19 protein-coding genes and 1 pseudogene are annotated in these 26,599 nt (G+C 70.6%); 7 read left to right on the forward strand and 13 right to left on the reverse strand.

The features are described 5' to 3' along the window. Positions 1–58: 58 nt before the first annotated feature. Positions 59–757 (forward strand): annotated as a pseudogene (locus tag AIF0345_RS06310) (IS630 family transposase); the annotation flags it as partial. Between the two features lie 225 nt (positions 758–982). Here the strand turns inward: AIF0345_RS06310 and AIF0345_RS06315 are convergent. Genes AIF0345_RS06315 through AIF0345_RS06345 form a run of 7 tightly spaced genes read right to left on the reverse strand, consistent with a single transcriptional unit; the run spans position 983 to position 8,351 of the window. Then, entirely contained in the window at positions 983–1,765 is a 783-nt protein-coding gene (locus AIF0345_RS06315; protein ID WP_285297688.1) for an ABC transporter permease, read from the reverse strand. After that, on the reverse strand, positions 1,762–3,501 hold the full coding sequence (locus AIF0345_RS06320; protein WP_285297689.1) for a glycosyltransferase: 1,740 nt from the start codon (positions 3,499–3,501) through the stop codon (positions 1,762–1,764). The genes AIF0345_RS06315 and AIF0345_RS06320 overlap by 4 nt, the downstream gene beginning before the upstream one ends. Continuing rightward, complete coding sequence (locus AIF0345_RS06325; RefSeq protein ID WP_285297690.1) at positions 3,494–4,756, reverse strand: glycosyltransferase family 4 protein; 1,263 nt, start codon at positions 4,754–4,756, stop codon at positions 3,494–3,496. Before AIF0345_RS06325 ends, AIF0345_RS06320 begins: the two co-directional genes overlap by 8 nt. Positions 4,757–4,760: 4 nt before the next feature. Next, positions 4,761–5,837, reverse strand: a complete 1,077-nt coding sequence (locus AIF0345_RS06330; protein WP_285297691.1) for an MraY family glycosyltransferase — start codon at positions 5,835–5,837, stop codon at positions 4,761–4,763. A gap of 34 nt (positions 5,838–5,871) precedes the next feature. Continuing rightward, positions 5,872–7,704, reverse strand: coding sequence for a polysaccharide biosynthesis protein (locus AIF0345_RS06335; RefSeq protein WP_285297692.1), 1,833 nt, complete (start codon positions 7,702–7,704; stop codon positions 5,872–5,874). After that, positions 7,701–8,141, reverse strand: coding sequence for a dolichyl-phosphate beta-D-mannosyltransferase (locus tag AIF0345_RS06340; RefSeq protein WP_268918269.1), 441 nt, complete (start codon positions 8,139–8,141; stop codon positions 7,701–7,703). The genes AIF0345_RS06335 and AIF0345_RS06340 overlap by 4 nt, the downstream gene beginning before the upstream one ends. 51 nt (positions 8,142–8,192) lie before the next feature. Then, positions 8,193–8,351, reverse strand: a complete 159-nt coding sequence (locus AIF0345_RS06345; RefSeq protein WP_285297693.1) for a hypothetical protein — start codon at positions 8,349–8,351, stop codon at positions 8,193–8,195. Positions 8,352–8,649: 298 nt separating this feature from the next. Between AIF0345_RS06345 and AIF0345_RS06350 the strand changes: the two genes are divergently transcribed. Beyond that, a complete protein-coding gene (locus tag AIF0345_RS06350) occupies positions 8,650–9,720 on the forward strand; it encodes a 3-isopropylmalate dehydrogenase (RefSeq protein WP_268918270.1) in 1,071 nt (356 codons plus the stop codon). A 624-nt stretch (positions 9,721–10,344) separates the two neighbouring features. On the opposite strand, the gene AIF0345_RS06355 is transcribed toward AIF0345_RS06350, so the two are convergent. Then, positions 10,345–11,001, reverse strand: coding sequence for a hypothetical protein (locus AIF0345_RS06355; protein WP_052375251.1), 657 nt, complete (start codon positions 10,999–11,001; stop codon positions 10,345–10,347). Positions 11,002–11,247: 246 nt separating this feature from the next. Between AIF0345_RS06355 and AIF0345_RS06360 the strand changes: the two genes are divergently transcribed. From AIF0345_RS06360 to AIF0345_RS06370, 3 genes are all read left to right on the forward strand, one after another. Beyond that, entirely contained in the window at positions 11,248–12,417 is a 1,170-nt protein-coding gene (locus AIF0345_RS06360) for a branched-chain amino acid aminotransferase (protein WP_285297694.1), read from the forward strand. A 101-nt stretch (positions 12,418–12,518) separates the two neighbouring features. Then, a complete protein-coding gene (locus tag AIF0345_RS06365; protein WP_285297695.1) occupies positions 12,519–13,640 on the forward strand; it encodes an LCP family protein in 1,122 nt (373 codons plus the stop codon). A gap of 120 nt (positions 13,641–13,760) precedes the next feature. Then, positions 13,761–14,849, forward strand: a complete 1,089-nt coding sequence (locus tag AIF0345_RS06370; RefSeq protein WP_285297899.1) for a polysaccharide pyruvyl transferase family protein — start codon at positions 13,761–13,763, stop codon at positions 14,847–14,849. A gap of 35 nt (positions 14,850–14,884) precedes the next feature. Here the strand turns inward: AIF0345_RS06370 and AIF0345_RS06375 are convergent, their stop codons facing one another. The 3 genes from AIF0345_RS06375 to AIF0345_RS06385 all read right to left on the reverse strand — a co-directional run bounded on the left by AIF0345_RS06375 (position 14,885) and on the right by AIF0345_RS06385 (position 18,724). Beyond that, entirely contained in the window at positions 14,885–16,357 is a 1,473-nt protein-coding gene (locus tag AIF0345_RS06375) for a sugar transferase (protein WP_285297696.1), read from the reverse strand. Between the two features lie 71 nt (positions 16,358–16,428). Continuing rightward, positions 16,429–17,142 carry an arsenate reductase/protein-tyrosine-phosphatase family protein gene (locus tag AIF0345_RS06380; RefSeq protein ID WP_311136106.1) on the reverse strand — a complete coding sequence of 238 codons (714 nt, stop codon included), beginning with the start codon at positions 17,140–17,142 and terminating at the stop codon, positions 16,429–16,431. Further along, entirely contained in the window at positions 17,072–18,724 is a 1,653-nt protein-coding gene (locus AIF0345_RS06385; protein WP_285297698.1) for a polysaccharide biosynthesis tyrosine autokinase, read from the reverse strand. The genes AIF0345_RS06380 and AIF0345_RS06385 overlap by 71 nt, the downstream gene beginning before the upstream one ends. 509 nt (positions 18,725–19,233) lie before the next feature. On the opposite strand from AIF0345_RS06385, the gene AIF0345_RS06390 reads away from it, so the two are divergent. Continuing rightward, positions 19,234–22,275 carry a CDP-glycerol glycerophosphotransferase family protein gene (locus AIF0345_RS06390; protein WP_285297699.1) on the forward strand — a complete coding sequence of 1,014 codons (3,042 nt, stop codon included), beginning with the start codon at positions 19,234–19,236 and terminating at the stop codon, positions 22,273–22,275. 46 nt (positions 22,276–22,321) lie between these two features. On the opposite strand, the gene AIF0345_RS06395 is transcribed toward AIF0345_RS06390, so the two are convergent. Then, positions 22,322–24,268 carry a polysaccharide biosynthesis protein gene (locus tag AIF0345_RS06395; RefSeq protein ID WP_285297700.1) on the reverse strand — a complete coding sequence of 649 codons (1,947 nt, stop codon included), beginning with the start codon at positions 24,266–24,268 and terminating at the stop codon, positions 22,322–22,324. Between the two features lie 225 nt (positions 24,269–24,493). Here AIF0345_RS06395 and cimA point away from each other — a divergent pair, with 225 nt between their 5' ends. Then, complete coding sequence (gene cimA, locus AIF0345_RS06400) at positions 24,494–26,164, forward strand: citramalate synthase (RefSeq protein ID WP_268918278.1); 1,671 nt, start codon at positions 24,494–24,496, stop codon at positions 26,162–26,164. A gap of 29 nt (positions 26,165–26,193) precedes the next feature. Here cimA and AIF0345_RS06405 read toward each other — a convergent pair whose 3' ends face one another. Further along, entirely contained in the window at positions 26,194–26,487 is a 294-nt protein-coding gene (locus tag AIF0345_RS06405) for an antibiotic biosynthesis monooxygenase family protein (RefSeq protein ID WP_268918279.1), read from the reverse strand. Positions 26,488–26,599: the final 112 nt, after the last annotated feature.

Genomic DNA, 26,599 nt, shown 5'->3' on the forward strand with positions numbered 1-26,599 from the left:
GAAGGCGGAGGCGATTGTGTACGCTGCCCGCGGCGTCGGCCTGGATATTATCGCGGAGATGGTCGAGCGGGCCGAGGGGACGGTACGTGAGTGGCTGTCAGAATGGCGGAGATACAGGATGGGCTCCGTGGTAACCGGTCACGCCGGCAACGAGAATGCGGCAAAGCTCAAGCGGGCGCAGAAGGAGGAGCTGGAGGAGATTCTCAGTAGACCGCCCTCGGAGGCAGGCGTCAAAGCCGGTTTCTGGGACGTCCCGGCCCTTAAGGACGTCGTGCAGATCAAGTTCGGAGTCGAGTACAGGTCCGAGTCCTCCTACCGGCTGCTCATGCGCTTTCTGGGCATGACCTTCAAGCTCCCCGACCCGTTCGACAAGCGCCGCGACGAGAAGGCCATCACCAGGCGGATGGCCGAGATCCGGGACCAGGTCGCCGATCTGCTGAAAGAAGGCTGGGAGGTCTACACCGTCGACGAGGTCCGCGTCGAGCACGAGGCCGAGACCCGGCGCATGTGGCTTCCCAAGGGAAAGAGAACAAAGCTGTACGTGGACCGCAAGAAGGCGAGCCAGTCGTTCTTCGGGGCACTGAGCCTGACGACCAAGAAAATGAGAATCTACCCCATCGAGGGAAACCAGAACGCCGAGCAGATCACCCTCATGATGGATCGCCTGGCGCGCGAGACCGATGAGGGGAAGAAGATCGCGGTCGTCCTGGACAACGCCAGGTTCCACCACGCCAAGGCCCTGACCGACCTCTACGCCCCCGGCCAGGCTCTGGAGCGCATCACACCCATCTACATGCCCCCCTACGCCCCAGACCTTGGGTCCCACAGAACACGTGTGGAACGCCGCCAAGAACAATATCGCCAACCTCCAGCGCGACACCCCGGAGAACACCTTCGCGGCCTTCACCGCCTACATCACCAACCGCACCTTCGACTACGACTTCGAGCACCTCCCAATCACACCATCACACACCGATCTTGTTTAATTCCAGCCATACCCGGGGTTGAAGTCCATGGCCCTCAGGATGACCGGATGGTCGATGAAGCGGTCGTAGGAGAAGAAGATGCCCGAGCCGTAGAACCAGAACTGCGTGAGGAAGGGCCAGATGTTGCGCATGTCCGGGATCATGGTTGTGATCCTTGAGGTGACGAAGGCCAGTCCCAGGCTCAGCAGGACCTGGAGCACGAAGACCGGGAGGACCAGTACCCACCGCCATGTCGGGTAGGCGTGCGGTGGAAGGATGATGACGAGAATGAGGATCGCGGTCAACGGCGGCAGCATGTCGATGGCGCAGCGGATCGTGTAGGAGATCGGCAGAGCCGCCCGCGGGAAGGAGAACCCGCGAATGAGGTTCCTGCCGCCCACGATCACCTGGCTGCCCCCGGTGATGGCCCGCTGAAGCGGCGGGAACAGGGTGACGCCCACAATGAGGTAGCCGATGAAGTTCTCAATTCCCCGGCTGGTCTGCAGCAGGAGGCCGAACACCACGAAGAAGACGGAGGCGTCCAGCATGGGCCTGGCCACGAGCCACGCGTTGCCCAGGAACGTCCCGCGCTGTGAGCCCAGCGCCTTGGCGCGGGCATCCGCCCAGATGAAGTGGCGCCGCTGCCACAGCCTGCGGGTGTAGGCGGGCAGCGAGGGACGCTTCCCGACCGGCCGCAGCTCGGCCAGCTCCAGGACGCTGACCGAGTCGCCGGCGTCGTCGTCGCGCCACGACTGCTTGTCCATCCAGGCCATGTCCGTCATGTCCGGCGACTCGCTCATCGGAGCTCCTCGTACATCTCGGCGTTACGGATTCCATTCTTCTCCCACGTGGGCAGCGGAGCGGTCGTCCGCGTGGTCCCTGCGGCAGGGTCGCGGTCCGGGCCGCCGGTCGCCATTGCCGTCAGGATCCGGGCGAGGGCCTCGGCGTCGCCCGGCGGGAAGGAGCGGCCGCAGCCCGGCTCGATCACCTCCGCGAGGGCCGGGAGGGCCGAGGCGACCACCGGGCGGCCCAGCGCCATCGCGGTGAGAGGCTTCAGCGGCGTCACCATCCGGCACACCGGCGTGTCCAGCCGGGGAACGCAGAAGACGTCCAGCACCTGGTACCAGTCCAGGGCCAGCCGATGATCCACCCGTCCGGGCAGGACGCAGACCTCGCCCCCCAGCCCCAGGTCCGCGGCCAGGGCGGCGAGCCCGGGGCGACTCACGCCGTCGCCCGCAAGGGCGCAGCGCACGTCCGCCCCCTGCTCGCGGCACCGCGCCACCGCCCGCAGGAGAACCCCGAAGCCCTCATAGTCCACGAGCGAGGACACGCTGCCCACCCAGAACCCGGCCCGGGGCAGGCCCACGGCCTGGCGGGCGTCGGCCGGCAGGAGGCGAGGCGCCTCCAGGACCGGCGCCTCCACGGCATTGGGCACAACGGAGATCCGCTCTGCCGGGATGCCGCGGGCGATCAGGTCCTCCCGCTGCACCCGGGACAGGACGATGACCGCGTCCGCCTCCACGGCCATCTCCGTCTCCTTGGCGCGCAGCATGGAGAAGCGCTCCGAGGCGAGGGCCTCGGCCTCCTGCGCGGCGGGTCGCCGCGCCACCCAGGTGTACTCCAGGACGCCCCGCATCTCGTAGACCCACGGCAGGCCGTAGGACCGGGCCACGGCCCGGGTCACGAGCGCGTTCTGGTAGTTCGTCGTCGTGTGCAGCACGTCGGGGCGGAACTCCTCGACCTCCCGAGCCAGCAGGCGGGTCATCTGCACCAGGCGGGCGGCGGACGTCGGCGCCAGACGGGCCGGGAGCAGCCTGCGGTAGATGACGCCGTCCACCCGGTCCTCGCGCGCGGCACCCACCAGGCCCACGGTGACCGGGTACCCGACACGGATCACCGCCCTCGCCTCGATCCCGGCCGCGACCTGCGAGCGCAGCACCGCGTGGGAGCGCACGGCGTAGCCGGACTGCGTGCGCGGCAGCGAGTTCGTCAGGACGTGAAGCACCCGCGGGCGCGCCCTTCGCGCCGGTCCCGACCAGGCGGGGGAGGGGACGACCCCGGGAAGCGCGAACCTCGGGCTCATCGTCGCCATCTCCGAACGCAGGCGCGCCCGCTGGGCCCGGGCCCGGGGCGCGTCGTCGAGCACATGGACCGCCCGGGAGAGGTGTCCGCGGGACCACAGCTCCCGGGCCCGCACCGACGGGCCGGCCGTCTCCACACCCCCGGGGACCAGGGCGGCGTCGCCCACCTGCACCGCCAGCTCGGCGGCCACCCGGCGCCCCAGGGCGGAACCCGGCTCGACGGCGGCCAGCGCCCGCGCGGCCGCACGCGGCCGGTCGGCGACGAATTCCGCCAGTGCGCGACGCACGCCGGTCGGTGCAGCCCCCGCACCGACCAGTCGGGACGTCACCGCCCTGGTCGAGACCGGCAGCCGCCGGGAGGCCTGCACCACCAGCAGCAGCGGGTCCTCGGCCAGGTGCCGCCAGGCCGTGTCGCCGAGCAGGAACACGTTCCGAAGGCGTTGAAAGTCAGGCATGGGCGACCTCCCCCAGGACGGTCTCGTAGCGGTCGACCAGCGCGTCAGGGGCGGCGTGCGCCTCCAACCACGGCCCGCCGCCCGTGACGAACAGGCGGCTGCGGTCTGCTGCGAGCCCCCGCCACAGGCGGGCCAGCGCGTCGGGATCCTGCGGTGGTACGACGTCGCCGCTGCGGGAGGCGCTCACGATGCGGCCGGCGGCGCCCGCTGCCGCGAGACTCACGTGCCGTCCGGCCGCCATGACCTCATACAGCTTGGAGGGGACAGTCAGCTCCATGGAGGGCCAGTCCTGCAGGGACACGAGGACCGAGTCCGCCCACGCGTAGTGGGCGGCCACCAGATCGGCGGGGACCGTAGGGAGGACCTCCACGGGGGCGGCCAGGTCCTGCGCCTCGGAGCGCATCGGGGCCAGGTCCGCGCCCTCGCCCACGACCCGCAGGACCATGCGCGTGCCCCGGGCGCGGGCGAGGGCCGCCGCGCGCACCGCGCTGCGCAGGCCCTGCGCCCGCCCCACCGTTCCCAGGTAGAGCACGTGAAGCGCCCCGTCGGCCCGCTCGCGCGGCACCGAGGGCAGGGCCCAGTAGCGGGGCTCGGCGGTGTTGCGCACCGTCACCACGCGCCCCATCCCGCGCTCGCGCAGGACCCGTGCGAAGGACTCCGTCGTCGTCACGACGGCTGCGGCACCGCGCTCCAACCACGTCACGGCCGGCGGGATGGCGCCGCGGATACCGCTCAGAACCGTTTCCCGGGCCCGCGACCGCCGGCTGTCGGCACGGTCCGGGGCAGACGCCCAGTCGTCGGCCGAGGCGAGGATGTCCGGCCAGGCGTCGCGCAGCTCGGCCACGACGGGCCGCCGCAGCCCCCGGCCCAGGGCGAGGGCCGCCGGCAGCGTCGGCAGCCCCGGGACCGAGCCGACGACGACGTCGGGCCGGTTGGCGCCCGCGAAGCGGTGCAGCCCCAGGCGCAGCGCGTGCGCGGCGGCGACGGCCTGGTCCGCGCCGCGGCCGCCCAGGCCCGCGTCGTAGGGGCGGAAGGCCGTCCGGTGGATCAGGGCCCCGGACGCGTCGCGGTGGATGCTCCCGGGGGCGTACGCCGGAGAGTCCTCCAGGAGGCGGCCCGCGGGGTAGTGGGGGGAGGGCGTCAGGACCGCCAGCTCGTGCCCGCGCGCGGTCAGGCCCTCCGCCAGCCGGCGCCAGCGCTTCTGCGGCGCCCCGATCTCCGGGGCCCAGTAGTGGGTCAGCACAAGGACTCGCACAGCATCAGCCCCCTGCCCGAGGGCGGTGGAAGGGGCTCGGCGCCCCGACGAGCACCGGCATGTGCAGATAGGCGAGCAGGATCAGGACCACTCCGGCCGCCGGTAGCCATGACACGTGGCGGGAGCGCAGGTCGATCACCGTCATGGCGCAGCACGCCAGGGCGGTTCCGCTCACCAGCAGCGCCGAGCCCCAGTGCGGCCACCCGGCGGAGACCAGGCGCTGGTAGACGTGCAGCTTGTGCGCCTCGTACCAGCGCTGCCCGGCATGCACCCGCAGCCACAGCGTGTATCCCGCGTCCGCCACCAGGACGAGCAGCGGCGCCACCGAGACGTCCGCCGGCACCCTGTCGGCCAGGCAGACCGTCGCCGCGAAGGACCACGCCCCGCCCAGGGCGTAGGAGCCCGAGTCCCCCAGGAACACCCTGGCCCGGGGCGCGTTGAAGGGCAGGAACCCCAGGCACGCCCCCGACACGACGATCATGACGAATCCCAGACCGGGCACCGGAAGCAGCAGGGAGACCGCCACGAACCACCCCGCCGCGACCACGGCGTGGCCGGCGGCCAGGCCGTTGGCCCCGTCCATGAAGTTCGTGACGTTGACCAGCCCCGCCGAGCACACGGCGATCACCGGTGCCGGCCACATTGACGTCCTGAGCTCCAGGCACGCCCCCAGGCCCAGCAGCAGCCCCAGGCCGAGCTGCAGCCCGAGACGGGTCGTGGCGGGCAGGGAGTAGAGGTCCTCGGCCAGGCCGACCAGTGCGAAGGCGAGGATCGTGCTGAGGCCCAGAATCACGATGTCGAAGCGCGCCGACATGTGGGGCAGGCCGTCCAGGCTGAAGGCGATCAGGGGCGCGGCCCAGACGCTGAGCGCCACCGCCAGGACGACGGCGAGTCCGCCCCCGCGCGGGATCGGGTGCTCGTGCAGGGAGCGGCCCACAGGGATGTCGATGACGTGGGCGCGGCGCAGCAGCGGGATCGCCAACGCCGTCAGCAGCGCGGACAGGGCGGCGGCGTTGAGCAGCCCGACGATGAGAGCCGGCGTCATGCCTGCACCCCCGATCGTGATGAGGACCTCATCCACTGGCGCACAAGCTCCTTGTGCTGGCCGACGCGAGTCATGTCGCGGAGGTCATCACGACCCTCAGCGTGCTCATAGGAACGGGGGGCACTCGCGTCTGGGACACGAGCGGGTGCGATGGACGGACATCCTCCTCGCCGGCGCCGAAGAGGCACTCGCTCATCTTCTCCCCGGGGCGCACATACGTATAGACCACGGGCGCGTCGGTGTAGCCCAGGAGCGTCGCGAAGCGGCGGGCTATCTCCTCGATATTGTGCGGCTGCCCCATGTCCAGCACGAGGACCTCGCCGGAGCGTCCCAGTGCACCCGCTTGAAGGACCAGCTGGCAGGCCTCATCCACGCTCATGAAGAAGCGCTCCATATGGGGGTCCGTGATGGTCATGGGCAGTCCGCGCTCCAGCTGCGAGGCGAAGGTCAGCAGCGCGGAGCCGCGCGATCCGAGCACGTTGCCGAAGCGGACGGACATGAAGCGACGGTCGCCGTCGAGAGTCTGACCCACCGTGGAGGTGAGCCGCTCCGCCATCCGCTTGGAGTAGCCCAGGACGCACTCGGGGTCCGCCGCCTTGTCCGTGGAGACGTTGATGAAGCGCTGCACCTCGGAGGCGGCCGCGGTCCGGAGCAGGTCCTGGGTGACGGCGACGTTGGTGAGGAAGGCCTCCTCCGGGAAGCGCTCGGTCAGGGTGAGGTGCTTGAGCGCCGCCGCGTGAAAGACGATAGTCGGCCGGGACTTGGCGAAGAGGGACTCGATGAGCCCCGGTGTGCGCAGGTCGCCCAGGACCAGATTCGGGGAGTCGAGCATTGCTCTGCCGTCCAGGGACAGCTGGACCGCATGGAGGGCGGACTCGTCGCGGTCGACCATGATGAGCCGCTCCGGCTTGTACCGGAAGATCTCCCGGCACAGCTGGGAGCCGATCGAGCCGCCCGCTCCGGTGACCAGGACCCGCTCGTCCGTGAGGTACTTGCAGATGGCGTCCACGTCCGTGTCGATGGCCCGTCGTCCCAGGAGGTCCTCGATCTCCAGGGGGCGGAACACCTGCGTCCCGCGGATCTGGGAGGCTCCGGAGCGGCGGGAGGCCGCTGCGCCCATGAGCTCCTGCGTGGAGGGCATGACCCGGATGTCGAGCCCCAGGGTGTGGGCGTGACGGACGACCTCGTCCACCCGCTCCGGGGTTGCCGAGGGGACCGCCAGGAGTACCAGGTCGGCGCGGGTCTCCTTGGCGATCTGGCCCAGCGCCCGCCACGGGCCGAGTACCCGTACGCCGCTGATGCGCAGGTGGCGCTTGGCCCGGTCGTCGTCGAGGATCGCGACCGGCTCGAAGGCGGAGTCCCGGTCGTCCTGCATGAGGCCGATCGCCTGGGCGCCGCCGGAGCCCGCTCCCAGGATTATGGTGCGCCGCGCCCGACGCCCCTCGGGGCGACGTCGCAGCGCGATGTACTGGCGGAAGAACCAGCGCGATCCCAGGTGCAGCGTGAGCGCCACCGCGCCGGAGATGACCGCACTGCCCACCGGGATGAGGGGGAGGAAGTGGTAGTACTCCGCCAGCGCCGTCACCATGGTGAGGACTGCCGCAATGAACAGGTCCGAGAAGAGCAGCTGGGGGATCTCGTCGATCGTTCCGAACCGTGCCCGGCCCCGAAGGAGGAAGACGTAGAGGATCACCTGGAGAGCGACGGCGAGCAGCGACGCGATACCGATGGCCGGGCCGGTCGCCGGCATCGAGCCGGCCTCGATGTTGAGCATCGCGACGATCGCCAGGGCCAGCACCCACATGGCGGAGTCCAGGGCGGGCGTCGTGCCGTGGGGCAGGTGCAGGCGGGAGCCGCCGACATCGGCCACCGGCCATGACCGCCGGGGGAGGGGCGGGGTCATGATGCCGCCCCGGTGCCGTGCACCTTGAGCGCCCGTCTCATCCACCGACGGCGGCGCACCAGCTGCATCGTGATCGCGATGACGGCGCCGACCAGTGCCGCGGATCGGGGCAGCGGCCGCACCCCGAACAGAAAGTCCAGGACGCTCATCCCGACGGCGTAGCCAAGACCGCCGACGGCCAGGAAGGGCACGACTTTTAACGAGGCCCACGGGTAGTAGCGCCGCGTCACCAACCAGGCAGTCGTCTGGACGATCAGTGCCGCCACGATGCCGACGGTGAGGAGCCTGGGGAACAGGACGTGGCTGCTTGACAGCAGCGTGCGGGCGACCGTTGCTGTCAGCAACCAGAAAGTCCATGAGGTGAGGTCTACGCGCAGGGCGCGGCTGTCACGGGGAAGGAAGAGCTCGAGCTCGCCCAGGCTCAGCCCGTCGGGCATGACGGGCGAGAGAGATCTGGATCGCAGTGCCACGGTGACCCGACACGGAGGCTAGACCAGGGGCTTCGCCGGCAGGTCCACAACTGGCCGACCGCTCCTGAAGGGCCCGGCAGCCGCGGAGGCGACCTCCGTCGTGCAGCGCTGGACGGGCAGTGGTGCGAGGAGTGCCTCCGGGCGGGTGCCGTAGATGACCATGACGTGCTTGCTCATGGGAAACCTCTGGTTGGCGGGCTGCACGGAAGGCTCGCGGGGTGGGCCTCCGGTTTCTCGGATCGCTGCAACCGTAGTTGCGGAGTAGACCGAATCGCAACAAACAAGATGGTGCCGGAGCGTCATAACCGGGGTGACTCGATGCGGCCGGCACTCTCCGTTGCCCCGCGACGGCTTGAGGTCGGCCGGGCTGACCGGGCGCCGGCTCGGAGGCGGCGCGCTGTCGGACCGCGCCCCCGCGCCGCCAGCATGCGGGCCTCCCGTCTCACATCCTGGTTCATGTCCGTACCCTGGGAGCATGACGCAGAAGCAGACCATCAAGCTCGCAGTGATCCCCGGGGACGGCGTCGGCAGGGAGGTTGTGCCCGAGGGGCTCAAGGTCCTGGCCGCCGCCCTGGAGGGAACCGGCGTCGGGATCGCCGCCACCGACTTCGACCTGGGTGCCGACCGCTGGCACCGCACCGGCGAGACCCTCGCCGACGCCGACCTGGAGGCCATCAAAGCCCATGACGTCATCCTGCTGGGCGCCGTCGGCGACCCCTCCGTCCCCTCCGGCGTCCTGGAGCGCGGTCTGCTTCTGCGTCTGCGCTTCGCCCTGGACCACTACGTCAACCTGCGTCCCTCCAGGTACTACCCGGGCGTACCCACCCCGCTGGCCGATCCCGGCGACATCGACTTCGTCGTCGTGCGAGAGGGCACCGAGGGCCTGTACTGCGGCAACGGGGGAGCGGTCCGCGTGGGCACCCCCCAGGAGATCGCCACTGAGGTCAGCGTCAACACCGCCTATGGCGTCGAGCGCGTCGTGCGCTACGCCTTCAAGCAGGCCCAGGCACGTCCCGCCAGGCACCTGACCCTGGTCCACAAGCACAATGTGCTGGTCAACGCCGGTCACCTGTGGCGGCGCACCGTCGACGCCGTCGGCGCCGAGTACCCCGAGGTGCGCGTGGACTACAGCCACGTGGACGCCGCCACCATCTACCTGGTCACCGACCCCGGCCGCTTCGACGTCATCGTCACCGACAACCTCTTCGGCGACATCCTCACCGACGAGGCCGGCGCCGTCACCGGCGGCATCGGCCTGTCGGCCTCGGGCAATATCAACCCCGACGGCGCCTTTCCCTCCATGTTCGAGCCCGTCCACGGCTCCGCCCCCGACATCGCCGGTCAGGGCAGGGCCGACCCGATCGCCACCATCAGCGCCGTCGCCATGCTGCTGGAGCACATCGGGCAGGCCGACGCCGCCCACCGGGTCGAGGCCGCCGTCGAGGCCGATATGGCCGCCCGTGCGGCGGCCAGTGCCGCCGGGACGCCGCTGGTCCGCTCCACCAGCCAGATCGGCGACGACGTTACCGCCGTGCTGCGGGTCTGATCCCCGCTCCCGGCGACGCCCACAGGCCTCTCGCCCCCCGCCCCTTTTCGCCGAGATCGGTCCGGTTCCGGCTCGAGATCGGTTCTGGTGTGTCGTGCGCGCGGGTGTGCTGGACGGTGTGCGAGGTCGCCGCGGAGCGAGGCCGGGCTCTGCGCGTGCGGGGGGGGGCGCTGGGGCCCGGGTTTGTGTTGGGATTCCGGGGTTCTAGGGGTTGCGTTGGGGGGGGCGGATACTGTCGTGTACGCATGTTCGGTACTCGGGGTGCTGGTGAGCCGCCCGCGCCGGGTGGTGCGGACGGTGCCGGTGGCGGCGGTCCCGCCCGGGGGCTTTGATGGGCTGGGGGCCGTGACGGCGGTGCTGTCGGGGATGGCGCCGGGGGTGGCTCTGACGGGCGTGGGTCGAGCGGGCGGTGGCGCCGCTGCTGGCCCCCGACCCGGCCGGTGCCGCCGCCGCCGGGCCGGCCGGTGGTCCTGCCGCCCCGCCCACGCCCTCAACGACACCCCGGCAGTCCGCCCTCAGCCTCACCCCGCTGCTCGCCACCGTCCCACCCTTCTAGAACAGGCACACACCGGCGGCGATGGACCAGGACCGGGAAAGAGACGGGCCGCCAGCTGCCTGACTCGCTCAGAAGGCCGCCCTGCTGGGCTCCACCGTGGGCTTGCGCTCGTTGCCCGGCCCACGGTCCGCGCCGGGGCCCGGCGGCCGGGTCCGGTCGAGGGGCGGCGGGTCCTCAGGCGCGGGCGACGCCCCGGGACGGTGATCCGGTGGCGTCGTCGGCTCTCCGCCGGGCCAGCGAGAAGGTCCCGACAGCCCGGTCAAGCTGATTCCTCGGGTCAGTGCGTTCCAGGCGTCGTCGTCGAAGGCGCCCTGCGGACAGACCTCGACCGCCGACAGCGCCACGTCGTCGGCCGACCAGACTCGAACGAAGGACTTCCCGGCGGCGTCCGAGCCGTCCACCTTCGCGGTGAAGGAACTGACGATCCCGGCATAGGGCTCACCGCCGTTCAGGCCGGTGAGCCGAGCCCGGCCGGTACCGGCGTACGACTGGTACCCCGTACCCAGACCGTCCGCCCGCGCCTCGGACAAGGACTGGTCGTCGCCGTCAGGGACGACCGGCTGCAGGCCGGAGGCGACCTCCGCGCGTACGGAGCACCCAGTCGCCGGCGAGGACCAGGAGCGCTCGGCCACGGTGCTCCCGCCGGCGGGGGAGGGGGATGCGGAGGCGGCGTAGCCGTCGAGCTCGGGGAAGGAGACGGCGACGGCCGAGGCGAGCGCCGGCACGGAGGGCGCTGCCGCGGCGTCGCCGGCCGCCGTCGAGACGGGCGAGGAACGGGCGTCCGGATCCGTTCGGCAGGATACCCCGCAGGTTGCTACGGCGGCCGCGGCAACCAGCGCCAGTGCGCGACGAACGGCTGTTGCGAACGCCCTTGGGGTGATGGGGCGCATAACAAGCAGCCTACCGTCGGGAGCCGGTCAGTATGCGAGAAAAGCCGCTTACCGCCGTGAGCGCGGCTGTAGGCTGCGGCCATGTCTGAGACCGCGGCCGCCGCTCCCACGCCCAGCTCCCTCGAGACGCCTCTGGCCCGTGCCGCCGCCGTCGCCGTCCCCCCCGCCGACGACCTCGCCGGCCGCTTCCCCCTGACCCTCAACCCCGACGCCGCCAGTGACGCGCAGCGCGCGCAGGCCCTGACCGACCTCCACTTCGGGAGCGTGTTCTCCGACCACATGGCGCACGCCCGCTGGACGCGCGGCGTGGGCTGGGCCGGCCACGCGGTCACGGCCTACAAGGACCTCACGCTGTCCCCCGCCGCCGCCGTCCTGCACTACGGGCAGGAGATCTTCGAGGGAATCAAGGCCTACCGGCACGCCGACGGCAGCATCTGGACCTTCCGACCCCGCTACAACGCGGCCCGGCTCAATGTCTCCGCCCGCCGCCTGGCGCTGCCCGAGCTGCCCGAGGAGGACTTCGTCGCCTCCCTGGTGGACCTGGTGCGCGCCGACGCCCAGTGGGTCCCCGCCGGTCGGGGCGAGTCCCTCTACCTGCGTCCCTTCGCCTTCGCCTCCGCGGCATTCCTGGGGGTGCGCGCCGCGGACGTCGTGGACTACTACGTCATCGCCTCGCCCTCGGGCGCCTACTTCACCGGAGGCTTGAAGCCCATCAGCATCTGGGTCACCCAGAACCACCACCGCGCCGGGCGCGGCGGCACCGGCTTCGCCAAGACCGGCGGCAACTACGCCTCCTCGCTGCTGCCTCAGGAGGAGGCCGCGGCCAAGGGCTGCGACCAGGTCTGCTTCCTCGACGACGTCACCGAGCGCAATCTCGAAGAGCTCGGCGGCATGAACATCATGGTCGTTGACGACGACGGGACGGTGCGCACCCCCCACCTGACCGGCACGATCCTGGAGGGCAGCACCCGTTCGGCGATCATCCGACTGCTCACCGACGCCGGTCGCCGGGTCGTGGAGGACACCATCGCCCTGGAGGGCCTGCTGGAGGACATCGAGTCCGGGAAGGTCCGCGAGGTGTTCGCCTGCGGGACGGCCGCCGTCGTCGTGCCTCTAGGGCGTCTCAAGGGGGAGGGCTTCGAGGTGACCATTGAGGGCAGCGAGGTCACCAGCGAGATCCACGACCGCCTCACCGGCATCCAGTACGGAGCCTACGAGGACCCGTACAGCTGGATGTACAGGCTCGCCTGAGCAGGGCCCTGCCGGCGCAGGGGCAATACGTAACCTGATTGATGTGTGTCGGCACGCGAGGCTGATTCTAGAGCCGCGCGAGCAGGTGGTTGCATAGCGCCATGACTGACACCGCCCTGCGTCATCCCTCCCCATCGGCCACGACGCCCCTGGAACCCGACGATCCCCCCATGTCGGGTGCTGGGGACGACGCCCCTACGCGCCGGTCCAGACGCCTCTGGAAGATCGGGCTGCTCTCGGTGCTGGGCCTGGTGCTGCTCCTGGTTCTGGGGACTGTGGCCGTCGGCCTGTGGGTCAGGCACACGCTGGGCAGCAGCGTGGAAACCTTCGCCGACCCGTTCGCGGGCCTGCCGACGCGCGCCCCGCAGCAGGCGGTCGAGAAGGGACAGGAGCCCGCAACGAACTTCCTGGTGCTCGGCTCGGACTCGCGCATCAGCGCGGGCGACCCCTCTCAGTGGCAGGTCGGCGCTCAGCGCACCGATGCGATCATGATCGTGCAGGTCAGCGGGGACCGGCAGAAGGTGTCGGTCATGTCCATTCCGCGCGACTCCTGGGTCGACATCCCCGGCCATGGGCCGGCCAAGATCAACGCGGCGTACTCCTACGGCGGACCGGCTTTGACGATTCAGACCGTCGAACAGCTCACCGGAATCCGCATCAATCACTTCATCGTGGCCGACTTCGAGTCCTTCAAGACCCTGACCGATGAGATCGGGGGCGTGACCATTAATCTGAAGAACCCGCAGACCCTGGCGGGAACCGAGTTCAGTGCGGGTGCCCAGATGCTCAACGGCGAGCAGGCCCTCGCCTACACGCGCGAGCGCAAGACGCTGCCGGGCGGCGACTTCGACAGGATCAACCGGCAGCAGGCGTGGATGCGGGCGATCGTGTTCCAGGTCTTCAACGGCGACACCCTATCCGACCCGACGAAGCTGTACTCCTTCCTTCACGCGGTCACCAGCACCATGGCGGTCGACGAGGGCTTTACCATTGATGAGATGCAGAGTCTCGCGCTGGGGGTGCGGGGCGTGCGGTCCAGGGACATCAAGTTCATGACCGTGCCGACTGCAGGGACCGGCATGTCCCATGACGGACAATCCATTGTCAACCTCGATCCAGATGCGGACGCCCTGCTCTTTGAGGCCTTCGCGACTGACGCCGTCGAGGAGTACATGGAGTCCCATCCCGGTGCCGTCGAGCTGTTGCCGGCCACGGTGAACTGACGCGGAGTCCCTTACGCGAATGCGTCTGTCCCCGAGCCGGCGCCCTACAAGGAACGACAAATGACTGACAATGATCTGGGGCGACCTGGGAGCGCGAGGAGGACTCCTCGTGTGGCTCTGATGACGCTGCACAGTGTCGGGGACTACGGCACGGCGCTGCAGGCGCTCGCGACCCAGGGCCTCATTGAGAAGGCCGGGGCGCGGTGCTCCGTCGTCGACTTCCGTCGTGAAGGGGCGGGGGGCGGCGCCGCGAGCTATTTCTCCGGAAGTCGATACGCCCACATTCCTCTGGCGACTCGGGCGCACGCCGCGCTTCGAGGGCGCGATGCGCGGCGGCGGTCGTCGGTGTTCCGCGACTTTCTCAAGAGAAGAATTCACCTGACGCCCGAGCGCTACTGCTCATTCGATGACCTCCGTCGCTTTCCGGCTGACGACTATGACGTGTGCTGCGTGGGGGCGGGCCAGGTGTGGAACATTGAACGCAACCGAGACAACCGCCCGTTCTACCTGTCGTTCCTGCCGCAGGAGGCCCGCCGATTCTCCTTCGCCTCGTCCACTGGAACGCCTGTGCTTCCGAAGAGCGAGGAGCGTCGCGCGCGAAGGGCGCTGTCTCGCTTCAGCGGCCTGTCCGTCAGAGAGGCCAGGGCGTATGACTACCTCATGTCGCTCGGCCTTCAGGTCGAGCAGCACGTGGATCCCACGCTCGCCGCTCCCGCCGGCTACTGGCGCAGGATCGCGTCTGCGCCCATTGTGGAGCGGCCGTACATCGCCGTCCACCAGCTCACTCGCAACCCGCTGCTCGTGAGTGCGGCCGCCCGCATGGCGAGGAGGACCGGACTGCCTGTGGTGAGGATCGACTACTGGTCGACCATGCGCATGTTCACTGCGAAGCATTATGTGACTCCTTCTGTAGAGGACTTCCTCAGCCTGATAAAGAACGCCTCGTTCGTGGTCACCGACTCATTTTACGTAGTTGCTCTCTCGCACATATTTGAGACGCAGTTCGCCGCTGTCCCGCCGTCTCGCTGCAGTGGACTTATTGTGTCGACCCTGCATCTTCTGGGAACGGACCGCAACCTTGTCGGCTCGATCGACCGCGTTGACGATATTGCGCTTCGCTGGGGAGCGCTCTCCTATGATCGCGAGCGCCTCGCGCATGAGCGCCGTCGCGCCCTGTCGTATATTCGCTCGCAGGTGTCGCGTCAGTGAGGCGGGCGAGTCCGCAATTCGGCCCTGCGGGGGGCTCAGGCCGAACCGTCTTGGGTGATAACCACCCGCAGCGTCTTGAACAGGATCCGGATGTCCATGGACAACGACCAGTTCTCCACGTAGAACAGGTCGAAACGGAGCGCCTCCTCCCAGGGCAGCGAGGACCGCCCGTTGACCTGCCACAGGCCGGTGATCCCCGGCTTGGTCAGAAGGCGGCGGGACGCGACGTCGTCGTAGAGCTCCACCTCGGCGGGAACCTGCGGCCTGGGGCCGACCAGGCTCATCGTCCCCTGGAGAACATTGAACAGCTGTGGAAGCTCGTCAAGGGAGGCGCGCCTCAGGAACCGCCCGATCCGGGTGATCCGCGGGTCGTCGTCGATCTTGAACAGCGGCCTGTCCGCCGTGCCCTGCCGGGCCAGCAGAGCAGTGAGCTCGGCGTCGGCGTTGACACGCATGGTGCGGAACTTCCATATGCGGAACTCGCGTCCCCTGAGCCCCACACGCGTCTGCCGGAAGAGCGCCGGACCGTGGTCCCCGACCCGGATGAGCGCCGGGATCACGATCCACAGCGGTGCGAGCGCGGCAATGAGCGTCGTGGACACGAGAATATCGAACAGCCGCTTCGCCAGGAGGCCGACCCCGTCCAGACGGGGAACCTGGATCTCAATCAGCGAGATTCCGTCGACCGGGCGCAGGTGAAGACGCGGCCCGGCCGCGTCGAGCATGGACGGGACCATCACGAGCCTGCTGGTCGGCCCCAGCATCCAGCTGATCCGCCGGATGCGGGAGGGGTTCAACCCGGATTCCCGAGCGATGATGAGCGTGATGCCCTCGGCTCCGCTGACTCTCCGGGGCAGACAGGCGGTGTCGCCGATCAGGAGGGAGGACAGCCCGGTCTCAGGGCCGACGGCATCTGCATCGGACAGGAAGACGCCCACGACCGCCAGTCCGAGCTCGGGGCGTCGGCCGATCTCCGCAATGACGGCCGGCACCGATTCCGAGGAGCCCACAATGAACGTGGGGTGAGTGAACGCCCCACTCTTCCTCGCCTTGACCAGGCGCCGGCGCGCCAGCCAGCGCCAGAGCTGAAGAGACATGAGTCCGGTGGGCAGGGCCACCAGGAAGTAGCCGCGCGACAGCTCGACTCCGGCGAGATAGGAGAGCAGCGCGAGGCCGCCGAACTCGGTGATTGTGGCCTGGAAGACCCGGTGGTACTCGTCGGAGCCGTATCCGAGAAGGTGCTCCCTGTATGACTTCAGGGCCGCCAGGAGCAGCCACCAGGTGAGGATGATGGCGACGCCCAGCAGGACATAGCTCGCCGTGGGGCTGCCGTGACGAATTGTGGCGATGGCGGCGTCCCCTGCGCCGAAGCGCACCAGGTGGGAGAAGACTATGACCAGCGAGATGATAACAAGGTCGCCTATTCGCAGGGCGCGCTGGAAAGACTCGGTTGCGAGAGCGGATTCGGGCTTCGCGAGAGCCCTGTAGTCGAGATTCTGCCGGGTCATGTGGTGTTGTTTTTATCGTGCAGTACAGTCGCAGTATCGTCAGTGCGGGAGGGAAGGGGCGCGGGGGAGCCTTATCGGGGCGGGCTGGAGAGCCCGGAGGGCTCTGCGCGCCCGTCCCAGGAGACCCGGTCGGCGAGCAGGCCCAGGTTGTCGGTGATCGCCTGCGCGGTGATCCGAGCGGCATGCTCGCCGCGTCCATAAGGATCGTCGATCCAGTCCTCCGGCCGCGGAACCGGGCGGCGCGCCAGGACGGTCTCGGCCAAGGACCACCACGGGATGGTGACGCCACGAGGCAGGAGGGACAGGACCGCTCCGGCCTGCCCGAGCGCGAGGACCCGCTCGGAGCTCTCGGGGTGACCGGCGAGGATCCACTCGCGGTGCTCCGGGCCGAAGACCAGGAGAATGTCGGCCTCATCGAGGATCCTCCCGGTGAGCTGTCGGGCGCGGTGCTCGTGGGAATCGGCTCCGAGTCCCTCCGCGATCCTGGCGAAGGTGTCATCGAGCCCGTGCCCGACCACGGCCATGATGCCCGCCGAGACAACGTCCACGCCTTTCGTCATCGGGTTGGCCCTGAAGCAGGACGCTGCGAATGCGGACCGGCAGATATTGCCCGTGCAGACGAAGAGGACGCGCGGCGGTCGCGATGACCTCGCCCGCGACGCCCGGTTCCGTGCGGCGGTCCTGAGCCACGGTGGCGGTTGCGTCATCTTGCCATCACGCCTTGGTGGTGATGGTCGGGGGCGTCGTGCCGACGGTGCCGACGCGGGAGCGCCAGGTTCGCGCATCCGTCGACCCCCACCTGCCGGCGCCGGGCTTGCGCCGCGTCAGCATGGCGACGAACTCCGCCGTTGACGCGGCCCCTCCGGCATGCTCGGCATTGTCGGCGTGCTTGGTGGGGCCAAGGCCGAGGGCCCGGTTCGCGTGCCGCGGCGGAGGCGCGGCGCCCCCGGGCGCCGCACCCGGGGGCGCCGCAGCGGGAGCGGCGGGCTCCGAGGGCTGCACATGGCTGTCGGTGGTGTACCCGTACACCGTTTCACCGTAGCGCAGACGGTCGACGGCCGATGATGGGGCCTGGTTGAGGGCGACCCCGAGGACCGTTCCGCCGCCCTGGCGAATGCTGGAGGCGGCCTGTCGCAGCTGGTCCTCAGTGGTGCGGCCGGAGCGGACCACGAGGAGGACTCCATCGGTGTTCTCGGCGAGCGCGACCGCATCGGTGACCGGCAGCACGGGCGGGGCGTCGATAATGACGACATGGTCGTTGGCCAGGAAGGACAGGAGATCAGACATGCGTTCAGAGCCCAGGAGCTCTGAGGGATTGGGCGGAGTGTCGCCGGCCGGGATGACCTGCAGCCCGGGTACGGAGGGCTGCACGAGCGCGCTCTCCAGCGAGACCGCTCCGACCAGGAGGTGGGAGAGCCCGGGATGACCCTGATCGATGTCGAACGTGCTGCTCATGGTCGGCTTCCTCAGGTCGCCTTCCACGAGGATGACGTCCAGTCCCGACAGCGCCATGACTCGAGCGAGGTTCGCCGAGACGGTTGATTTGCCGTCCCCCTGCATCGCTGATGTTACGACGAGTGTGTGAAGTCCCTTGTCGATATTCGTGTACCGGAGATTGGTCCGCAGCTTGCGGAGGGACTCCTCGACCCTGTGGTCGGGAGTCTCCGAGTATCTTCTCCGTGCCATTTCCGCGGAACGCGGAATAGTGGCCAGGATCGGCTCATCGACAACGGACGCGACGTCCGACTGGGACCGGACTCGCTTGTCCAGGGCGTCGAGAGCGAAGGCCGAGGCATATCCGACGACAATACCGGCGAGGGACCCGATCCCGATGCGCCTGGCCGGGGAGGGCGAGCGGGTCGTGCCCGACAGGTCCGCCGAGGACATGAGTACGACGCCGATGGGCGAGTCCTCGCCGTCAAGGCGCTTGATCTGCGCATCCGCCTGGAGGATGGTCTCGTCGGCTATCGCCTGAGCCTCCTCGGCGGTCGGGGCGCTCGCCGTGACATTGATCGTCAGCGCGTTCTTCTCGTTCTTCGCCGAGATGGAGCGGGCGAGCTGCGCCGGAGTCGTTCTCAGGCCGAGCGCGTCGATGACCCCCTGGGCCACAGATTCGGAGGTGAAGACGGGGACAAAGGCCTTGACCTTCTGGGAGGCGAGCTGCGATGCTGCGTAGTAGGAGTCCGCCTGCCTCTGATCCGTCCCGCTCGATGGCACCGAGACGCGCACGTAGGCTATTGCGGACGCCGTGTAGGTGACGGGCGTCAGCCACAGCGATATGGCGGAGAGGATGATTCCGGCCAGAAACCCGCAGAGGATGGTTCCGATTCTCTGCCGCGTGAGTGTGAGGATGTCTTCGAGTGTCATTCTGGGATCACCGGTCGCGACGTTCGCGCTTGTCGGCCTCTTCATTCCTGTGAAGGGAAGGGGAAGGGTGGGGAGTGTGAATCACATTTGGAGCATACATCGCCTCGGGCCGGACGGCCGGCGCGCACGAGGATTTGTGACTGACTCGTGACGTCCGACGCCGAAATGTCTCAGTTCTGCATAGATCCTTTCCGCGGCGCCTTTCGCGAGGATGATGGCAATTCGCCGGCGCTAGGGTGCGGATGCGCGGTCGCACCGGTGCAGTGAGCCCTCCCGCCCGCTCCCCGCTACCCGTGTTCGCCCCGAAGGGCCCTGAAGGATTCCGGATGATCCTGGAGTCGTGCGGACGCCGCGGGGATTAAAAATGGATGACTGTGTGAAGGACAAGGTATGCGGACGCCTATCGACGTGACTGCTGCTTATGCCGACCCGATTCCGGCCGCGGCGCTGGACCGGGCCCTGGAACCGCCCCTGAGCATGTCGGCGCGCGGCGCGCTGCCGGCACGTCCATGAGTCACCCGGGCTTCCCGGGGCACCTGCACGGCCCCGCGCTCAGCGTCATCATCCCTCTCGACGGCGGCATCCCCGCCCGCCACGGGCGCCCCGTCACCGGGACCGCCCGCGCGCCCGGCTGCGCGCCCACCGCGGAGGACGTCGAACGGGCGATCCGCTCCGTCCTCGACCAGTCGGTGCGGGATCTCGAGGTGCTCGTCGTCGTGGAGGCCCTCGGGACCGGGGAGTCGGCCGCCTCGACGTCCCCGGCATCCGCGCTGCGGCGCCTGTCGGTGCGCGACCACCGCGTGCGCCTGGCACCCGCGGCGGGCATCGCCGCCGCAGTGCGCACCGCGCGGGCGCCCCTGCTGACGGTCCTCGACCCCCGCGACGCCGTCGTCGCCGGAGCCTACGAGGCCATGACCTCACAGCTGGCGGCCTCCGGTTCCCACGCCGTCGTCGGCGCCGCGCGCCACCCGTGCTGCACAGATACGTCCGGACCGTGGCCGAGCCGGAGCCGCACCCGGGTGGAGGACGTGCTCGACGCCGTCGAGGATCCCCTGACCGGCCGCCTCGTGGCGCGCACGCGCCTGTGGCGGGCCGCCGTCTGCTCGGACGGCCCGGCCCCGGAGGCGGTCGCAGTCAGGGCGCTGATGGCCGCCCGCACGATCGATGTCCTCAGCCGCTGCGTCCTCGCGCGCTCCCCGCTGCGGGGGATCGACGACGCGGCCGTGGAGGGCGTCGTGGCGCGCGGACAGGCCCTTGCCAGGGCAGCGGCCGGTGCTTCGGCCCTTCACAGCCGCCTTGTGGGAGCCTGGATGCGCGATGACGTGGTTGAGCTGGCGGTCCGCGCCGCCGATCGGCTCTCCGAGTGCATCCGCCGCCTGCGCGCCGGCGTGAGCGGCCTGCTGCCCGACGCCCACGACGAGGCCTGGACGATGCTGCCCCTGCTCGATCGCGCACTGGTGTGGACCCTGGCCCACGGCACGTTCGCGGACGCAGAGGAGCTGGTCGGCTCGCGCGCCGAGGAGTCCACCGCCTGCCCGCTCCAGCTGGTCGCCGCCCCGCCGCGCACCCTCCTGCACGCCTCCCCGCCGGTGCTGGACCGCATAGCGGCGCTGCCCGCCGAGCTGCTTGCCGTCCGCGACTCCGACCTGCGCCTGATCGCCGACGCCTCCGTGCGGTGGAGGACGTCGTACTGCCTGGAGGTCATCGGCCTGGCCTATGTGCGCGGCCTGTCGGCCGAGGACGCGGGGAGCCTGCTCATTGAGGCGATCGACGACGACGGGGCCATCGCGGCCAGGGGCCGCGCCAGGCGCAGGCGCGCCCCGCAGGCGGACATCGACGCCGACGACCCCTGGCGCAGCCACCTCGACGAGGGCTTCATCGCCGGCCTCTACCTGATGAGGGAGCGCACCGAGGGGAAGCGGGTGCGGCTGCGCGCCATGCTTACCGTCGCGGACCGGGTCGTCACCGCCTGGCTGCCCGACGTCCCGGGACCGCCCGACGAGTCGGCCGACGGCCCCCGCGCCTCCGGCACCGACGGTGCGCGAGCGGGCTTCGCGGGGCCGACGGAGGTCACCCTCGACTCCGCCTGCATCTCGGAGGACACCGTGACCCTGGAGGGGCGCGCGCCCGGGGAGCTGGGCCGCATCGTGGTCGCGGCGCGCTCCCGGCGAGGCGACTACGAGCTGGTTGCGGGCGCCTGCAGGGACGGCACCTGGCGGGCCGCGGCCGACCTGCACCAGGCGCGCCTTGCCCGCGGTGAGCACGCACTGGTCTGGAGGTCGGACTCGGGCGGCACCGGCGCGTGCCTTGCCGGAGCCTTCCTCACCGCCGCCTCCGTCGAGCTGGCAGGCGGCGTGCGCTCCGTGCGTCTGGCGGCGGGCCCCGACCGCCGGGTGACGGTGACCGTCGTGGCGCCCCTGACCGCCTTCGAGCGTTCCCGCTACGGGCGCGCTCGGCTCATCTGCCGTGACCCCGGGCCCCTGCGGCACGGCATCGTCTTCGAGTCCTTCGGCGGCCGCTCCACCGGCGGCAATCCGGCCGCCATCCTGACGGACCTGTGCGTGCATGGGCTGGAGGCGCCGTTGTGGTGGACGGTCCTGGACGGAACGATGAGCGCACCGCCGGGGGCTACGCCCGTGATTCGCGGCTCGCGGGCATGGTTCCGGGCGCTGCGCACCGCCCGGATCATTGTCACCGACGACCGTCTGCCCGACTGGTTCTACAAGCGGCCCGGCCAGCGCATTATCCAGACCTGGCACGGCACGCCGATCAGGAAGCTCCTCCTGGACGCCCCGGTGGGGACCGTCCTTCTGTCCTACCGGCGGCTCATGGCGCGCCAGGCGCCCCAGTGGGACCTTCTGCTGGCTCGGAGCGATGCCGCCGCCCATGATCTGTGCGCCGCCACGGGATACACCGGTCAGGTACTGGTCGGCGAGCAGCCCCGGAACATCGGCCTGCTCATCGGAGACGAGGACCGACGCCGAGTGCGTGCCGACCTCGGGATCGAGCCCGGCAGCCGGGTCGTGCTGTACGCCCCAGCGCCCCGCGAGGAGGTGCACGACGCCGGCGCGGCCGTTCAGCGAGCCGGCCTGCTGGACCCGGCGGCGCTCGCGGCGCGCACGGAGACGACCGTGCTCGTGCGCGCGCTCGGGCACGACGGCGAGGGCGGACCGCTCGCGCGCGGTGCGGCCGTCATCGATGCCGGCGACTACCCGAAAGTGGAGAGCCTCATGGCGGTCTCGGACGTGCTGGTCTCGGACTACTCGAGCATCGCCGTCGACTACGCTCTCACCGGTCGTCCGGCCATCCTGTACGTGCCCGACCTGGCTCGCCAGCGCGACATCGGGCGGGGGCTGTACCGCGACTGGCCCGAGAGCTCGGGCCTGCCGGTCACCTTCACGCAGGCCGACCTCATCGAGCGGGTGCGCGAGGCGCTGCGCAGCGCGCCGGGCGGGGACTCGGAGGGCCGGCTGATCGATCCCGGGCCGATCAGGCGGACGCTGGAGGGGGTGCGCGCCTGGATCCTGGTCGCCCTGTCCGAGGAGGGGTGAGCGCGATCTTCCCGCTGCGCCCTGCTCAGGGCCGTCTCGGGCCGCGTCAGGCCGCGGACGGCATGGTACGCGGCGGCTGTGCGGGCGCCGCGGTCGTGACGCCGTCCGATCCGGCCGCGAGCTCCAGCCAGCGGCCCACGACGGCGCCGTGCAGGTCCCGGTGGGTGTGCGCGCACAGGTCATCGATGACCCCCAGCGCGGACATGGGAACGGGCGGGACAGTCGTCTGCGAGATCAACGGGTGCGGGGTCCGCTCGCCCGTCTTGCCGGCGACTGGCTCGGGCGCTCTCTCCGGCTTCATCCGGGTGCGGGCCACGCGCGTGTCGGGGTAGTCCCGCAGGCCGGCGAAGCGACGGGCGACCTCCTCGATGTCATGCGGCCTGCCCATGTCGAGGATGAGCGCCTGTCCGCTGAGACCCATCGCGCCCGCCTGCAGGACCAGCTGGCACGCCTGGTCGGCGCCCGTGAAGAAGCGGCGCAGGCGCGGATCCGTGATCGTCGTCGGCAGGCCCCGCTCCATCTGGGAGACGAGGGTCTGCAGCACCGGACCGTGCGACTCCAGTACTGCGCCGAAGCGCACCGAGATGAAGCGGCGACTCCCGCCCAGGCGCTTCCCCAGAGTCGAGGTCAGGCGCTCGGCGAGGCGCTCGGAGCAGTCCAGCACGCCCACCGGGTGGGCGGCCCTGTCCGTGGAGACATTGATGAAGCGGTTCACATTATGGGCCGCGGCCGCCAGCAGCAGGTCGCGGGTCGCCACGACATTGGTCAGGAAGGCCTCATTGGGGAAATTGGGGAAGCGGTCGGCCAGCGCGAGCCGGCTCAGGCCCGCCGCGTGGAAGACGACCGTCGGACGAACCTCCTCGAACAGGGCATCGATGAAGCCGGGGGCGCGCAGGTCCCCCAGGACCAGGTCGGGGGAGTCCAGCGCAGGCTCTCCGTCCAGGGACATCTGCACGCGGCGGAGGGCGGACGCGTCCCGATCCACCATTGTGAGCCGATCGGGCTCATAGCGTGCGATCTCCCGGCACAGCCAGAAGCCTATGGAGCCGCCGGCGCCGGTGACCAGCACCCGCTCGCCGGTCAGGTAGGCGGCGACCTCCTCGGCGTCGGTCTCGACCGCGCGCCGCTCCAGCAGGTCCGTCACCTCCAGCGGACGGAGCACCCGGGCTCCGCGGATCGGCGAGGCGCCCGGGCACCGGGCGGGCGCCGTGCTCGCCACCTCGGCGGGGGAGGGCATGACCTGTACCTCCAGCCCCAGCGCGCGGGCCCGCCGTACGACCCCGTCAACACTCTCAGGATCGGCTGTCGATGCCAGGACCACCGCGTCCGCCCTGGTCGTCCGGGCGACGCGCTCCAGGGCTCCCCACGGGCCCGCGACCCGCACGTCGCGGACGCTGCGGTGGTGCGTGGCGGGGTCGTCGTCGAGGACGGCGACCGGCTGGAAGGCGGAGTCACTGTCCTCGAGCATCATGCGGATCGCCTGGGCGCCCGCGAACCCGGCGCCCAGGACAACGGCTCGGCGCGCCCGCCGCGTCCTGGGGCGGTGGCGCTCGGCCAGCCGGCGGAAAGCCCATCGCGCCGCCAGGTGGACCATGAGCGCCAGCGCACCCGCCACCACGACGCTCTCAACAGGGATGAGGCGGCCTCCCAGGAGGCGAGGGGCCGCCATGAGGGCGACGGCGACCAGCACGTCGATGAGCAGCAGCCGGGGGATCTCGTCGATTGTGGCGAAACGGCGCCGTCCGGCGACGGCAGTGGCGCCAATGGTGCAGATGACCGCGTGCAGGCCCGCCGCCAGGGCCGCCGTCCCCGCGGCGAGCCCGCCGGGCCCGCCGCCGTCGACGCCGAGACGCACGACGGCGGCCACGCCGATCGCCCATATGGCGGCGTCCAGCGCCAGTGCAGTCCCGCGCGGCAGCCGCCGTTGGGAGGCGCGGGCTCGCCCGCCTCCTCGACGTCCGGTCCCGTGGGCGGCGATCATGTGCTCGGGCATCGAGTCTCCTGCAAGGCGGCAGCGGGAGGCGATGCAGAGCACCGCCGATGAGGACCGGAACACGGTAGCGCGCGGCTCCGGGGCAGAACCGCCGACGATCCGACTTGTTGCCCAGTCGTGACTCCGGGGCGGCGGGCCCCGTCCGGTGGACGGCATCGTCGTCGGGAGCCCGGATATGACACACTGTCCGCGTTCTTGTCGAATGCGAGTCGGGAACGAGAGCAGATGAATCATGCGCATACCCCCAGCGCCGTCGGTGTCGCGGCCTATGACACGACTCTGCGCGACGGGGCCCAGCAGCAGTCCGTGTCCTTCACCGTGGAGGACAAGCTCGCTGTCGCCCGGCTCCTCGACACGTTCGGCGTGGCCTACATCGAGGCGGGCTGGCCCGGCGCCATCCCCAAGGACACCGAGCTCTTCGCCCGCGTTCGCGACGAGCTCGACCTGCGCACGGCCCGGCTGGTAGCCTTCGGGTCCACCTGCAGGGCGGGGACCGCGGCCGCCGAGGACGCCCAGGTGCGGGCCCTCATCGACTCCGGCGCCCCCGCCGTCACCATTGTCGCCAAGTCCGATCCCGTCCACGTCGAGCGGGCCCTGCGCACCGGCTGCGAGGAGAACCTGCGCATGGTGCGCGAGACCGTTGAGGTGCTTCTCGCCGCCGGTCGCGAGGTCATGGTCGACCTCGAGCACTACTTCGACGGCCTGAGGCACGATCCCGGCTACGGCCTGCGGGTGGCGCTCACGGCCGCGCGCGCCGGTGCCAGCGCCGTCGTCGCCTGCGACACCAACGGCGGCACCCTGCCCGACCGCATCGGCCGGTGCATCGGCGAGCTGCGCTCGGTCCTGGACGAGGACGGCCGGACCGGATGCGTGGTCGGGATCCACACCCACGACGACGCCGGGGTGGCGGTCGCCGGCGCCCTGGCGGCCGTCGAGGCCGGCGCCCGCCAGGTGCAGGGCTGCGTCAACGGCTTCGGCGAGCGCACCGGCAACGCCAACCTCCTGACCCTCGTCGCCGACCTGGAGCTCAAGACCGGATGGACGGCCCTGCCGGGAGACGACGTCGAGCGCGCCCGCCGGCTGACCGAGCTCTCCGCCGTCTCGCGCACCATCGGGGAGATCGCCAACCGCGTGCCCTCCGGCCGCCTGCCCTATGTGGGGACCAAGGCATTCGCTCACAAGGCCGGGCTGCACGCCAGCGCCATCAAGGTGGACCCCGACCTGTATCAGCACATCGACCCCGCCAAAGTCGGCAACACCATGACCATGCTGGTCTCGGAGATGGCCGGGCGGGCCTCCGTCGAGCTCAAGGCGCGCGAGCTGGGCATCGACACCGGCGGTGACGCCGACCTGCTCAGCCGCGTCACCCGGACCGTCAAGGAGCGCGAGGCCGCCGGCTACGCCTACGACGCGGCGGACGGCAGCTTCGAGCTCCTCCTGCGCGCCACTCGCGGCGACCTGCCCGAGTACTTCCGCGTGGAGTCCTGGCGCGCCTCCATCCAGGCGCAGCCGCGTGCCGGCGAGACGCTCCTGCCCGCCGACGGCGGGACCATCACCCAGGCCGAGGCGACCGTGAGGCTGTGGGTCGGCGGGCGCCGCCACGCCGTCCTGGGGGAGGGCAACGGCCCGGTCAACGCCCTGGACCAGGCCCTGTGCACCGCTCTGGCGGAGTCCTACCCGGAGATCCGGCGCTTCGAGCTGAGCGACTTCAAGGTCCGTATTCTCGACTCCGAGCGCGGCACCCGCTCCATTGTGCGGGTCCTGGTTGACATCACCGACGGCGGGCGCACCTGGTCCACCGTCGGGGTGGGCACCGACATTATCGAGGCCTCCTGGGAGGCCCTCACCGAGGGGCACACCGTCGGCCTGCTGCGAGCGGGTGTGGTGCCGCGGTAGCGGGTCGGGCTGGAGGGGAAGCGGATCCGTCAGGCGTCGTGCTGAACGAGCTCGAAGCCCAGCTGCGCGACACTCATGCCGCGGCGCTCGTCGTCCGCGTGGCTGCCGGCCGGGCGGGCCGAGGCCCACGCCTCGTAGTGCTCGCGGGTGTCCCAGCGGGTGACCACGAAGTAGCGTTTCTCGCCGACCACGGGGCGCAGGAGCTCGAACTCCACGAAGCCCTCGGCGGCGTCCACCAGTCTCTTCCGGGCCGCGAAGCGGCGCTCGATCTCGTCCTCGGCGCCCTCGGGGAAGGCCAGTGCGGTGATGTTGACGTAGGTCATGGAACCTCCTCGTGCGGTGAGCCGACCGGGCCTCCAGGTCCACTTGGTTCACTTGGCATGTGATGTAAGGACAGCCTACGTCGACCGGCGCCGGGTCAGGTGCGCACTGCCG

It is taken from the genome of Actinomyces israelii (assembly GCF_030253495.1).
Taxonomy (GTDB): Bacteria; Actinomycetota; Actinomycetes; order Actinomycetales; family Actinomycetaceae; genus Actinomyces; species Actinomyces israelii.

Bases quoted from the DNA above. Each gene is read 5' to 3' on its own strand.
- AIF0345_RS06380 (WP_311136106.1), bottom strand. From the start codon at position 17,142: ATGCGCGAACCTGGCGCTCCCGCGTCGGCACCGTCGGCACGACGCCCC.
- AIF0345_RS06335 (WP_285297692.1), bottom strand. From the start codon at position 7,704: ATGACCCCGCCCCTCCCCCGGCGGTCATGGCCGGTGGCCGATGTCGGC.
- AIF0345_RS06385 (WP_285297698.1), bottom strand. From the start codon at position 18,724: ATGACACTCGAAGACATCCTCACACTCACGCGGCAGAGAATCGGAACC.
- AIF0345_RS06395 (WP_285297700.1), bottom strand. From the start codon at position 24,268: ATGCCCGAGCACATGATCGCCGCCCACGGGACCGGACGTCGAGGAGGC.
- AIF0345_RS06315 (WP_285297688.1), bottom strand. From the start codon at position 1,765: ATGAGCGAGTCGCCGGACATGACGGACATGGCCTGGATGGACAAGCAG.
- AIF0345_RS06365 (WP_285297695.1), top strand. From the start codon at position 12,519: ATGACTGACACCGCCCTGCGTCATCCCTCCCCATCGGCCACGACGCCC.
- AIF0345_RS06390 (WP_285297699.1), top strand. From the start codon at position 19,234: ATGAGTCACCCGGGCTTCCCGGGGCACCTGCACGGCCCCGCGCTCAGC.
- AIF0345_RS06370 (WP_285297899.1), top strand. From the start codon at position 13,761: ATGACGCTGCACAGTGTCGGGGACTACGGCACGGCGCTGCAGGCGCTC.
- AIF0345_RS06345 (WP_285297693.1), bottom strand. From the start codon at position 8,351: ATGAGCAAGCACGTCATGGTCATCTACGGCACCCGCCCGGAGGCACTC.
- AIF0345_RS06350 (WP_268918270.1), top strand. From the start codon at position 8,650: ATGACGCAGAAGCAGACCATCAAGCTCGCAGTGATCCCCGGGGACGGC.
- AIF0345_RS06405 (WP_268918279.1), bottom strand. From the start codon at position 26,487: ATGACCTACGTCAACATCACCGCACTGGCCTTCCCCGAGGGCGCCGAG.
- AIF0345_RS06320 (WP_285297689.1), bottom strand. From the start codon at position 3,501: ATGCCTGACTTTCAACGCCTTCGGAACGTGTTCCTGCTCGGCGACACG.
- AIF0345_RS06375 (WP_285297696.1), bottom strand. From the start codon at position 16,357: ATGACCCGGCAGAATCTCGACTACAGGGCTCTCGCGAAGCCCGAATCC.
- AIF0345_RS06340 (WP_268918269.1), bottom strand. From the start codon at position 8,141: ATGCCCGACGGGCTGAGCCTGGGCGAGCTCGAGCTCTTCCTTCCCCGT.
- cimA (WP_268918278.1), top strand. From the start codon at position 24,494: ATGAATCATGCGCATACCCCCAGCGCCGTCGGTGTCGCGGCCTATGAC.
- AIF0345_RS06360 (WP_285297694.1), top strand. From the start codon at position 11,248: ATGTCTGAGACCGCGGCCGCCGCTCCCACGCCCAGCTCCCTCGAGACG.